This is a genomic window from Enterobacter sp. C6, assembly GCF_008122455.1.
GTDB classification, from domain to species: domain Bacteria; phylum Pseudomonadota; class Gammaproteobacteria; order Enterobacterales; family Enterobacteriaceae; genus Enterobacter; species Enterobacter pseudoroggenkampii.
Genome location: NZ_QPFW01000251.1, coordinates 61,539 through 73,574 on the forward strand (window position 1 = coordinate 61,539; position 12,036 = coordinate 73,574).

At 58.5% G+C, this 12,036-nt stretch carries 12 protein-coding genes; 5 read left to right on the plus strand and 7 right to left on the minus strand.

Features of this window, described 5'->3' with window-relative positions; all coding sequences use genetic code 11:
* Position 1: 1 nt before the first annotated feature.
* Positions 2–1,261 (minus strand): murein hydrolase activator EnvC, encoded by a 1,260-nt coding sequence (envC, locus tag DOU50_RS22495; RefSeq protein WP_265589658.1) that lies wholly within the window; start codon positions 1,259–1,261, stop codon positions 2–4.
* 33 nt (positions 1,262–1,294) lie between these two features.
* On the minus strand, positions 1,295–2,839 hold the full coding sequence (gene gpmM, locus DOU50_RS22500) for a 2,3-bisphosphoglycerate-independent phosphoglycerate mutase (RefSeq protein ID WP_148770338.1): 1,545 nt from the start codon (positions 2,837–2,839) through the stop codon (positions 1,295–1,297).
* 247 nt (positions 2,840–3,086) lie between these two features.
* On the opposite strand from gpmM, the gene DOU50_RS22505 reads away from it, so the two are divergent.
* The 5 genes from DOU50_RS22505 to cysE all read left to right on the plus strand — a co-directional run bounded on the left by DOU50_RS22505 (position 3,087) and on the right by cysE (position 6,196).
* Entirely contained in the window at positions 3,087–3,518 is a 432-nt protein-coding gene (locus DOU50_RS22505) for a rhodanese-like domain-containing protein (RefSeq protein WP_023309913.1), read from the plus strand.
* 11 nt (positions 3,519–3,529) lie between these two features.
* Positions 3,530–3,781 carry a glutaredoxin 3 gene (gene grxC / locus DOU50_RS22510; protein WP_008502715.1) on the plus strand — a complete coding sequence of 84 codons (252 nt, stop codon included), beginning with the start codon at positions 3,530–3,532 and terminating at the stop codon, positions 3,779–3,781.
* A 32-nt stretch (positions 3,782–3,813) separates the two neighbouring features.
* Complete coding sequence (gene secB / locus DOU50_RS22515) at positions 3,814–4,281, plus strand: protein-export chaperone SecB (RefSeq protein WP_003860835.1); 468 nt, start codon at positions 3,814–3,816, stop codon at positions 4,279–4,281.
* Entirely contained in the window at positions 4,281–5,300 is a 1,020-nt protein-coding gene (gpsA, locus tag DOU50_RS22520) for an NAD(P)H-dependent glycerol-3-phosphate dehydrogenase (protein WP_032650747.1), read from the plus strand. Before secB ends, gpsA begins: the two co-directional genes overlap by 1 nt.
* Positions 5,301–5,374: 74 nt before the next feature.
* The gene (gene cysE, locus DOU50_RS22525; RefSeq protein ID WP_008502718.1) at positions 5,375–6,196 is read left to right on the plus strand and encodes a serine O-acetyltransferase; all 822 of its coding nucleotides are present in this window, start codon (positions 5,375–5,377) and stop codon (positions 6,194–6,196) included.
* Here cysE and trmL read toward each other — a convergent pair.
* From trmL to lldP, 5 genes are all read right to left on the minus strand, one after another.
* Positions 6,193–6,666 (minus strand): tRNA (uridine(34)/cytosine(34)/5-carboxymethylaminomethyluridine(34)-2'-O)-methyltransferase TrmL, encoded by a 474-nt coding sequence (gene trmL, locus DOU50_RS22530; RefSeq protein WP_109845874.1) that lies wholly within the window; start codon positions 6,664–6,666, stop codon positions 6,193–6,195. The genes cysE and trmL overlap by 4 nt on opposite strands.
* Positions 6,667–6,711: 45 nt before the next feature.
* A complete protein-coding gene (locus DOU50_RS22535; protein ID WP_148770340.1) occupies positions 6,712–8,052 on the minus strand; it encodes an MFS transporter in 1,341 nt (446 codons plus the stop codon).
* A 181-nt stretch (positions 8,053–8,233) separates the two neighbouring features.
* Entirely contained in the window at positions 8,234–9,421 is a 1,188-nt protein-coding gene (lldD, locus tag DOU50_RS22540) for a quinone-dependent L-lactate dehydrogenase (RefSeq protein ID WP_023334042.1), read from the minus strand.
* Positions 9,418–10,191: a transcriptional regulator LldR gene (gene lldR, locus DOU50_RS22545; protein WP_023294814.1), complete on the minus strand. Its 774-nt coding sequence runs from the start codon at positions 10,189–10,191 to the stop codon at positions 9,418–9,420. Before lldR ends, lldD begins: the two co-directional genes overlap by 4 nt.
* The gene (lldP, locus tag DOU50_RS22550; RefSeq protein WP_148770342.1) at positions 10,188–11,843 is read right to left on the minus strand and encodes an L-lactate permease; all 1,656 of its coding nucleotides are present in this window, start codon (positions 11,841–11,843) and stop codon (positions 10,188–10,190) included. The genes lldR and lldP overlap by 4 nt, the downstream gene beginning before the upstream one ends.
* Positions 11,844–12,036 lie beyond the last annotated feature (193 nt).

Sequence of the window (12,036 nt, forward strand, 5' to 3'; positions counted from 1 at the left end):
CTTATCTTCCCAACCACGGCTGTGGATTGACCGCCTGACCCTGACGACGAATTTCGAAATAGAGTGACGGGCGGCCCTGACCGCCACTGCTGCCCACAAGGGCGATGGGTTGGCCGGCGCGCACCTGTGTGCCGACGCTGACCAGCGCGCTCTGGTTGTAGCCGTAAAGACTCATATCACCTTTACCGTGTTCGACCACCACCACCAGTCCGTAACCCTGCAGCCAGTCGGCCAGAATCACGCGGCCATCGGCAATGGCTTTCACTTCGCTACCTTCAGACGCACCGATAACGATCCCTTTCCAACGTAGCTCACCCTGCAGCTGTTCGCCATAGCGATGCAGAATTGAACCGTGAACGGGCCAGAAAGCCTGACCGCGAGGCGAGCCTAAACCGCCGGTACGCGACATCAGGGAACGTTCGCTTTCGCTTGGCTTGTAGGTGGTCCCTTTGCGGGACGCTTCCTGCTGCTTGTCGCGAACGGCCTGCGCCTCGCGCGCCTCTTTTTCGGCGCGCGCTTTCGCCGCCGCTTCCGCCCGGGCGATGCTGTTACGCAGTTTGGATTCGTTGGCGCGCATTTCGCTCAGCTGGCTCTGGCCTTCCTGAATGGAGGATTCAAGGCCGGAAAGGGTTTTCTTACGCTCGTTGCGGGCCTGCTCAAGCTTCGCCTGCTGGGCCTGCTGATCGTAGAGCAGCGTCTGCTGCTGGCTCTGCTTCTCTTCCAGCTCGGCTTTTTGCGTGGAGACCTCTTCGCGCGTCTGCTTCAGCTGCGCGATCGTCTCCTGACGCGCCTGGTTGAGATAGCCAAAGTAGGCCTGCAGGCGCTGGCCGCGCTGGCTCTCTTCGCCGCTGAGGATCAGCTGGAGTCCGGTATGTTCACCCTGACGGAATGCGGCATCAAGCTGTGCGGCAAGATTGCGCTCCTGCGCATCGCGCTGGCGCTCCAGTTTGGCAATTGACGCGTTCATCTCGTCGATCTGTTTATTCAACTGGGCGAGGGTGTTTTGCGTTTCACGGAGTTTACGCGTGGCGGCGGAGATCGCCTCTTCCTGCTGCTTAAGCTGGGCGAGCAGGGTGGAGCGCTGCTGCTGCTGCTGGCGCACCGCACGCTCTTTGGCGGCGATATCGGCCTGAATAGATTTCAGCTGGTCGCGGTCATCCGCATGGGCGGATGCGGCGCACAGCAATACGCCAGCGCTGAGTGCGCTGGCGTAAAACAGAGGTCTGACTGATAACCTAAGCGGCTTCACGACCCATGTGATTGAAAAAATCGCCTTTCCCCTCATGGGGAGCGATTATTCCACGATGAACAGCGGCTTACCAGTCATCTCTTCAGGGATCGGCATCCCCATCAGCGACAACATGGTTGGTGCGATGTCAGAAAGCTTGCCGCCTTCCACTGCTTTCAGTGATTTATCACCCACATAAATCAGCGGAACAGGCAGGTTGGTATGGGCCGTGTGCGCCTGGCCGGTCGCCGGGTCGCGCATCTGTTCAGCGTTTCCGTGATCCGCGGTGATCAGCAGCTGGCCGCCAACGGACTCAACCGCTTTCGCAACCTGCTCAACGCAGTGGTCCAGCGCTTCAACCGCTTTCACTGCCGCTTCCATCACCCCGGTATGACCGACCATATCGCCGTTCGGGTAGTTACAGATGATGGTGTCGTACTTACCGCTCTCGATGGCCGCAACCAGTTTTTCAGTCAATTCTGCAGAGCTCATCTCTGGCTGCAGATCGTAAGTGGCGACTTTCGGGGAGTTGATCAGAATGCGGTCTTCGCCTTTGAACGGCTCTTCAACGCCGCCGTTAAAGAAGAAGGTGACGTGCGCGTACTTCTCGGTTTCAGAGATACGCAGCTGCGTTTTGTCGTTCTTCGCCATCCACTCGCCGAAGGTATTGGCCAGCGAGGCGGGTGGATACGCGCATGGGGCTTTGATGTCTGCCGCGTATTCGGTCAACTGGATGAAGTCGAGTTTCACCACTTTCTTACGGGCAAAACCGTCGAAGTCGCTGTTGACGAACGCACGGGTGATTTCGCGCGCGCGGTCAGCGCGGAAGTTCATGAAGATCAGCGCATCGCCGTCTTCCATGGCGGCATCAGCCTGGCCTTCAGCACGGATTACGGACGCTTTCACGAATTCGTCATTTTCATCACGTGCATAAGCCGCTTGCAGGGCCTCAACGGCGGTCGCGAACTGGAATTCCCCTTTTGCCAGGGTCAGCAGGTCATAGGCCTGTTCAACGCGATCCCAGCGGTTGTCGCGGTCCATGGCGTAGTAACGACCAATGATGGAGGCAACGCGGCCTTTACCCAGCGCGGCGAATTTGTCTTCGAAGGCTTTCAGGGAGCCTTCTGCACTGCGTGGTGGCGTGTCGCGACCGTCCAGGAAGGCGTGCAGATAGATTTTTTCCGCACCGCGTTCAGCGGCCAGCTCAACCATCGCCATGATGTGATCTTCGTGGCTGTGAACGCCGCCTGCAGAGAGCAGGCCCATGATGTGAACGGCTTTGCCAGCGGCAACGGCTTTATCAACCGCGCCAGACAGCGTTGGGTTGGAGAAGAAGGTGCGTTCTTTGATTTCAACGTCCAGACGCGTCAGGTCCTGGTACACAATACGCCCGGCGCCCAGGTTAACGTGACCGACTTCGGAGTTGCCCATCTGGCGGTCCGGCAGACCCACTTCCAGGCCAGACGCGTCAATCAGCGTATGCGGACGTTTTGCCCACAGGGCATCCATGACCGGGGTTTTGGCGTTGAAAATAGCGTTATCCTGGCTGTCTTCACGGTAGCCATAGCCATCCAGAATCACCAGTACCATAGGTTTTTTAGAAACCGACATTGCGACAACCTCATGCTCAAGAGTCAAAATTTGCGTAATTTTACTACAGCTGAATCGATCAAATAGCCGCAGAAGATCAAAGAAAGCGCAGGGGCAAGGTGCTGACCAGACCATTTTGAGGCATTTTTTTAGGTGGCATGCCGCAGAAAATGGATTAGGTTAGGGTCGCTGGCTGTATTTGCCAGAACGCACAGGTATACTCCTGTCCTGGTTTTTTTTATCACTTAGTCGGGAGTAGTTACCCTCCATGCAAGAAATTATGCAATTCGTTAGCCGCCATCCGGTTCTGAGCATCGCGTGGATTGGCCTGCTGGCTGCTGTGCTGTTCACCACATTTAAGAGCCTGACGTCTAAGATTAAGGTTATCACCCGTGGTGAAGCGACGCGTCTGATTAACAAAGAAGATGCCGTCGTTGTCGATCTGCGTCAGCGTGACGATTTCCGCAAAGGTCACATTGCGGGCGCAATCAACCTGTTGCCAGCTGAAATCAAAGCGAACAACGTCGGTGAGCTTGAAAAACACAAAGCCCAGCCGATTATCGTTGTGGATGCGACCGGCATGCAGGCACAGGAATCTGCCAGCGCGCTTCATAAAGCAGGCTTCGAAAACGTAACGGTGCTGAAAGAAGGTATTTCCGGCTGGAGCGGGGAAAATCTTCCTTTGGTGCGCGGTAAATAAGGAGTTCAGTCATGGCCCATATTGAGATCTATACCAAAGCGACGTGCCCGTTCTGCCATCGTGCGAAAGCGCTGCTGAACAGCAAAGGCGTCACGTTCCAGGAACTGCCGATCGACGGTGACGCGATTAAACGCGAAGAGATGATCCAACGTAGTGGTCGTACGACGGTTCCACAGATTTTTATTGATGCGCAGCACATTGGCGGCTGTGATGACTTGTATGCGCTCGACGCCCGTGGTGGACTCGATCCGCTGCTGAGCTAAGAGACTTTAGGACAATTAAAAAGGGTATTTCCATGTCAGAACAAAACAACACCGAAATGACTTTCCAGATCCAGCGTATCTACACCAAGGATGTCTCTTTCGAAGCGCCAAATGCGCCACACGTTTTCCAGAAAGATTGGCAGCCAGAGGTTAAACTTGATCTGGATACCGCATCTACCCAACTGGCAGATGACGTGTATGAAGTCGTGCTGCGTGTGACCGTTACCGCGTCTCTGGGCGAAGAAACTGCATTCCTGTGTGAAGTACAGCAGGGCGGCATCTTCTCTATCGGCGGTATCGAAGGCAACCAGATGGCGCATTGCCTGGGTGCGTACTGCCCGAACATTCTGTTCCCGTATGCACGTGAATGCATCACCAGCCTGGTTTCTCGCGGTACATTCCCGCAACTGAACCTTGCGCCAGTTAACTTTGATGCGCTGTTCATGAACTATCTGCAGCAGCAGGCTGGCGAAGGTGCTGAACAACATCAGGATGCCTGATGAGCACTGTTAATGCGTCAATGACTGTGATCGGTGCCGGTTCATACGGCACCGCTCTTGCTATCACGCTGGCAAGAAATGGTCACGACGTGGTCCTGTGGGGCCACGACCCAAAACATATCGCTACGCTGCAGCGCGATCGTTGCAACGTCGCGTTTCTCCCGGACGTTCCGTTCCCTGACTCCCTGCACCTTGAAAGCGACCTTGCGACCGCGCTGGCGGCCAGCCGCAACATTCTGATTGTGGTTCCGAGCCATGTCTTTGGCGACGTACTGCGTCAGATTAAGCCGCTGATGCGCCCGGATGCGCGCATTGTCTGGGCGACAAAAGGACTGGAGGCCGAAACCGGACGCCTGCTGCAGGACGTTGCCCGCGAAGCGCTGGGTGATGAGATCCCGCTGGCGGTCATCTCCGGCCCGACCTTTGCCAAAGAGCTGGCCGCTGGCCTGCCGACGGCGATTTCGCTGGCCTCAACCGACCAGGCCTTCTCCGACGATCTTCAACAGTTGCTGCACTGCGGCAAGAGCTTCCGCGTCTACAGCAACCCCGATTTTATCGGCGTGCAGCTGGGCGGGGCGGTGAAGAACGTGATTGCGATTGGCGCCGGGATGTCAGACGGCATTGGTTTTGGTGCCAATGCGCGTACGGCGCTGATCACCCGCGGGCTGACCGAAATGTCCCGCCTGGGCGAAGCGCTGGGTGCCGATCCGGCCACCTTTATGGGGATGGCAGGCCTGGGCGACCTGGTGCTGACCTGTACCGACAACCAGTCTCGTAACCGCCGCTTTGGCATGATGCTCGGACAGGGCAGCGATGTAAAAGGCGCGCAGGAGAAGATTGGTCAGGTGGTTGAAGGCTACCGCAATACCAAAGAAGTCCGCGAGTTGGCACACCGTTTCGGTGTCGAAATGCCAATAACCGAGGAAATTTATCAGGTATTGTATTGCGGAAAAAATGCGCGCGAGGCAGCATTGACCTTATTAGGTCGTGCGCGCAAGGACGAGCGCAGCAGTAACTAGTCGGAACCGTTGTCATCTGAATGACCCAGCCAGCGCAGAACTGGCTGGTCATTAACTATCGTCTGGAGTAAGCAATGCCGTGTGAAGAACTGGATATCGTCTGGAACAATATTAAAGCCGAAGCCCGGGCGCTGGCCGACTGCGAGCCTATGCTGGCCAGTTTCTACCACGCAACGCTACTCAAGCACGAAAACCTCGGCAGCGCGCTCAGCTATATGCTCGCCAACAAGCTGGCGTCCTCGATTATGCCTGCTATCGCCATTCGTGAGGTGGTGGAAGAGGCTTACGCCGCAGACCCGGAAATGATCGCCTCTGCCGCATGCGATATCCAGGCCGTGCGCACGCGTGACCCGGCGGTCGATAAATATTCTACGCCACTGCTGTACCTGAAAGGCTTCCATGCCCTGCAGGCTTACCGCATCGGCCACTGGTTGTGGAATGAAGGCCGCCGCGCGCTGGCGATCTTCCTGCAAAACCAGGTTTCCGTGACCTTCCAAGTCGATATTCACCCGGCGGCAAAGATTGGCCGCGGGATCATGCTCGACCACGCTACCGGGATTGTCGTCGGGGAAACGGCGGTGATTGAAGATGACGTCTCGATCCTGCAGTCGGTCACCCTGGGCGGTACCGGTAAAACCAGCGGCGATCGCCATCCAAAAATTCGTGAAGGGGTGATGATTGGCGCGGGCGCCAAGATCCTCGGCAATATCGAAGTCGGGCGCGGCGCGAAGATCGGCGCAGGCTCCGTGGTGCTCCAGCCTGTGCCACCGCATACCACCGCCGCTGGCGTACCGGCGCGCATCGTCGGTAAACCAGACAGCGATAAGCCGTCCATGGACATGGATCAGCACTTCAACGGCATTCACCATACCTTCGAGTATGGTGACGGCATTTAACTTCTGAGAATGGCGCCCGGGTAACCCAGCTGGCGCCAGGCTTCATACACCACGACCGACACCGCGTTCGACAGGTTCATGCTGCGGCTGTCCGGCATCATCGGAATACGGATTTTCTGCTCGGCGGGCAGGGCATCCAGGATCGTGGCCGGCAGGCCGCGGGTTTCCGGGCCAAACATCAGATAGTCACCTGCCTGATAGCTCACGGCGCTGTGTGCTGGCGTGCCTTTGGTGGTCAGGGCGAACATGCGCTGCGGCTGCTCGGCTTCCAGAAACGCGGCGTAATCGTGGTGGCGAACGACGGCGGTAAATTCATGATAATCCAGCCCTGCGCGACGCAGACGTTTGTCGTCCCACGTAAAGCCCATCGGCTCAATGATATGCAGACGAAAACCGGTGTTGGCACACAGGCGGATGATATTGCCGGTATTTGGCGGAATTTCTGGTTCGAATAAAACGATGTTAAGCATGCTGCCCCCTTAATTGCGGGGGCAGAATAGCAGAAAAGAGAGGAACTACGCGACGCCGGGTTCCTGCGAGCGGCTGTACAGCATTTTGTAGACGGTTGCCGCAGCGGCCACCAGGGCGGGCACGCTGAGGATCATTAAAATACTGTCTGCCTGCCACTGCATCGAAAGAAGCTGCGCGCTGGTCATGGTTCCCGCCACGCCACCAAAGCGGCCGATCCCCTGCATCCAGGCGATACCCGTCGCGCGGCACTCGGTAGGGTAAAAGGTGGCGGCCAGGGTTTGCATGCCCGACTGCGCGCCGTTCATCGCGATCCCCATCAGGAAAATCAACCCGCCAAACAGGGCGATATGGTTATGCTCAATGCCGAGCAAAAGAATAAGGCCCATCGTTAGCACGAAACCACACGCAACCACCCTGTGCGCTTCCCAGCGGTCCATCATCCAACCTGCAAGCAGGATGCCGGCGGTGCCGCCGAAGGTGAACAGCGAGGTGAGCCAGGCGGATTCAGCCAGCGCATAACCCATCCCCTGCATCAGCGTCGGCATCCAGCTTAGCAGAACGTAGTAGATGACCAGCCCCATAAAGTAGGTCACCCACAGCATCAGGGTGCCGGGCAGCCAGGGCATGGAAAACAGCTGCGACACGCTCCCTTTTTTAGACGCGATTTTCTCCTCCGCCAGGAAAAAGCCCGAGACGCTCTCCAGCGTGCCGCGGGCAAACCGGCTGGCAATGCGGCGGACCTGCATGACGTCTCTCCCGCGCTGCACCAGAAACTTCACGGACTCCGGTAAAAACAGCGCCAGCAGCAGCGTTAAAATCAGCGGCGCAATCGCGCCGGTCAGCAGCACGCTTCGCCAGCCGTGGTGGGGGATAAGCCAGGACGAGATCGCGCCGCCGCCCGCCGCACCCAGAGGGAAGCCGCAGTACATGGTATTAATTGCCATGGCGCGGCAGCGCTGGGGGGCAAACTCGGAGATCAGCGTAATGGCGTTCGGCATGGCGGCGCCGAGCCCCAGGCCCGTCAGAAAGCGCCACAGCGTCAGGGTATTGAGGCTTTGCGCCCAGGCCGTGCCCAGGCTCGCAAGGCCGAAGAACAGGCACGAAAAGACCAGCACCCGCTTGCGCCCCATCCGGTCAGATACCGGACCGGCAATCAGCGCGCCCAGCGACAGCCCCAGCAGCGCTGCGCTCAGCACCGGCCCCAGATCCTGTTTGTGTATCCCCCATTCTGCCGACAGGGTAGGCGCGATGTAACCCATCGCTGCCGTATCAAAGCCATCGATCGCCAGAACCAGAAAGCCCAGCACAATGAGCAGCCAGTGAAACCCTGAAAAGCGACTGTCGTCGATCACCTGCTGAATATCCACCTTACCTGAATACGCCATACGCTCCACTCCGATCTGATGTTGTTTTTGTGTTCTTGTATTTGCTTGTCTATACAATTGCGTGCGGCAGGTGGATGTCAAATTTTCTTATCCAATATGTTATCTGGATGTTATTTTTGGCATAAAAAAGCGCCCGAGGGGGACTTCGGGCGCATGAGAAAGGGGGAGTAACCGGAGAAGGTCAGGCCGCGTTTCCCTGAGCAAGGGGAGCCAGCGCTGCCGGTAATTTGCTTAACTCCTGCACCAGGGAATCCTTACTGATTTCGCTAATGGTTTTCGCACCGGTCAGCGTCATCGCCACCTTCATCTCTTTTTCGATCAGGTTAAGCAGATTCGCCACGCCTGCCTGGCCGGCCGTCGCCAGGGCGTACAGATACGCGCGTCCCAGCAGCACGCTGTCGGCGCCCAGCGCAATCATGCGCACCACGTCCAGCCCGTTGCGGATGCCGCTGTCGGCCAGGATGGCAATATCGCCTTTCACCGCATCGGCGATGGCCGGCAGGGCGCGGGCGGAGGAGAGCACCCCGTCAAGCTGGCGTCCGCCATGGTTAGAGACCACAATCCCGTCTGCGCCAAAGCGGACCGCATCGCGGGCATCCTCCGGGTCGAGGATCCCTTTGATCACCATCGGGCCGTCCCAGAATTCGCGGATCCACTCCAGGTCTTTCCAGGAGATGGATGGATCGAAGTTGTTCGCCAGCCAGCCGATATAATCCTCCAGCCCGGTGGGTTTACCCAGATACGCCGAGATATTCCCCAGATCGTGTGGACGACCGTTCAGGCCGACGTCCCACGCCCACTGTGGATGCGTTACCGCCTGCCAGTAGCGGCGGAGCGCCGCATTTGGGCCGCTCATGCCGGAGTGCGCATCGCGGTAGCGCGCGCCGGGGGTCGGCATATCGACGGTAAAGACCAGCGTGGAGCAGCCCGCCGCTTTAGCGCGCTCGAGCGCGTTACGCATAAAGCCGCGATCGCGCAGGACGTACAGCTGGAACCACATCGGCCGCTTGATGGTCGGGGCGACCTCTTCAATCGGACAAACCGAGACGGTAGAGAGGGTAAACGGAATGCCTTTGGCATCCGCCGCCGCGGCCGCCTGCACTTCGCCACGGCGGGCATACATCCCGCATAAGCCTACAGGCGCGAGCGCCACCGGCATGGAGAGCGTTTCGTTGAACAGTTTTGTCTCAAGGCTCAGGTCAGACATATTCTTCAGCACGCGCTGGCGCAGAGCCACCTCCGACAGATCTTCCACGTTGCGGCGCAGGGTGTATTCGGCATACGCCCCGCCGTCGATGTAGTGGAACAGGAACGGCGGCAAAATGCGCTGCGCCGCGGCGCGATAGTCACTGGCTGCTGAAATAATCATGCTTTGTTCTCCCTGGAAATATCACTGTCGCCAGGCAGACGGGTAATACGCGCCTGTCGGGCCTGGTCTTCATCGAATCGTTTGATGGTGGTGTGCACGAAGCCGAGATGCGCCATCATCGCTTTGCGTGCGGCCTCGGCATCACCGGCCAGAATGGCGTTGAGCACCGCCTCGTGCTGTTCGGTCAGTTGGGCAAACACCGGCGGAACCAGATACATGCGCTGGCGGCTCTGCTTCACGGAGGATTGCAGCAGGTCGAAGAACCCGCGCATGGTCTGGAGCAGCACCACGTTGTGCGACGCCTCGGCAATCGCCAGGTGAAAACGCACGTCCGCCTGGGAGGCGATATCCGGATCGCTGCTTTGCGTGGCCTCAAAGCAGGCGATGAGTTTCTCTTTGTCGGCGTCGGTTGCCCGCATGGCCGCGTGCCAGGCGGTACTGGTTTCGATGGCGTGACGCGCTTCAAGGATGTCGAAGCTGTAGTCCGGGTCGTTCTCCATCAGCGTCTTCAGCGGCTGAACGATGTTTTGCTCGGACCAGTCGTCATGCTGCCAGCGTACAAAGGTGCCGCCGCCGCGACGGCTTACCAGCACCCCTTCGCTGACCAGCGTCGCCAGCGCCTCGCGCAGTGAATTGCGCGACACGCCAAGCTGGGCGGCGAGCTGGCGTTCGGCGGGCAACTTCATGCCCGCTTCCAGCTGTTGTTCTTCAATCAGCGCCCGCACGCGAGAGGCAATCTCGTCGGACAGGCGTCTGGGCATCACTATCATGGGATCATCCAGGTTAAGACATAGGCCTGCAGGGTGGTGATCACCCCCACCATGCAGGTGAATATCAGGCTGTGTTTCACGGTAAAGCGGAACAGGTCCGACTCTTTACCGACCAGTCCCACCGCCGCACAGGCAATGGCGATGGATTGTGGCGAGATCATTTTCCCGGTCACGCCGCCGGTGGTATTCGCGGCCACCAGCAGGACGTCCGATACGCCAATCTGCTGGGCTGCCGTTGCCTGCAGTGCGGCAAACAGGGCGTTCGACGAGGTATCGGAACCGGTCAGGAACACCCCCAGCCAGCCGAGGAACGGCGAGAAGAAGGTGAAGGCGTGGCTGGTATGCGCCAGCGCCAGTGCCAGCGTTGATGACAGGCCGGAGTAGTTCGAGATAAACGCGAACGCCAGCACCATGCCGATGGAGTAGATCGGCAGCATCAGCTCTTTAACGGTCGCCGCAAAGGTCTGCACCGCGGCCGCAGGCTTCATGCGCAGCCATACCACGGAAAGGATAGCGGCAAACAGGATGGCGGTCCCGGTGGCGGAGAACCAGTCGAATTTATAGACCGCGGCATACGGCGTGGCGGCGTGCACCACCGGCGGCATACGGGCGACCATTTTGTCGAGGAACGGCACGGAAATATTAATCACCATGTCGTACAGCGCCCCGCCCGGGGCGAACAGAGCTTTAAACGGCGGGATGCTCCATAGCGTCACGGTGGCGGTCAGGAACAGGAACGGCGACCAGGCGCGGATTACCTGGCCTGCGGTATAGCCTGTACGGGCCAGGGTTTGATCGACCTGCGAGGCGCCCATGTCGGCAAAGCGGAAAATACGCACCGGCTGCCAGCGTTTCAGGAACAGCGTCAGACAGACCAGCGAGACCAGCGAAGAGATGATGTCCGGCAGCTCCGGGCCGAGGAAGTTCGAACTGAGGTACTGAGCGATAGCGAACGAACCGCCCGCCACCATCACCGCAGGCCAGGTCTCCTTCACGCCGCGCCAGCCGTCCATAATCGCCATGATCCAGAACAGGACGATAATGGTCAGGAACGGCAGCTGGCGGCCGACCATCTGGCCAATCTCAAAGCTGTCCAGCCCGGTGACCTGTCCGGCCACCAGAATCGGAATACCCATCGCGCCAAACGCCACCGGCGCGGTGTTCACAATCAGGCACAGGCCCGCAGCATAGAGTGGGTTAAAGCCCAGACCCACCAGCAGCGCGGCGGTGATCGCCACCGGTGCGCCAAAGCCTGCCGCACCTTCCAGAAACGCCCCGAAGGAGAAGCCGACAATCAGCATCTGCAGGCGCTGGTCCGGCGTAATGGAGAGGATTGACGAGCGGATAATGTCGAACTGCCCGGTTTTCACCGAGATTTTATAGACAAAGACCGCGGCGATGATGATCCACGCAATCGGCCACAGGCCGTAGAAGAAACCGTAGACGACGGAGGCCAGCGCGCGATCGACCGGCATTTTGTAGAAGAGCAGCGCCACCAGCAGGGCGATGGCGACGGTGTACGTCGCGGCAAGGTAGCCCTTCAGCTTGAGCTTAATCAGCGCAAAGAAGAAGAACAGGATCGGAAGCGATGCGATCAGGCTCGACAGCCAGATATTGCCGGCCGGGTCGTAGTTTTGTTGCCAGAGGCTCATGCAGGTCTCCTGGGGACCAGACAGCCTGCGCTGCGGGTGAGTCTCCGCTCATCTCTGCATCACAGTCTGTGTAAAAGTGGTCCTGCCAATGTTGTGTTGTAGGGTTAATGACAATGAATGGTTAACCAGATGTTATGAGCTAGCAATGATTTTGTGAGCGGAAATAATGGAATTGTGAACCAGGGGAGAAAGA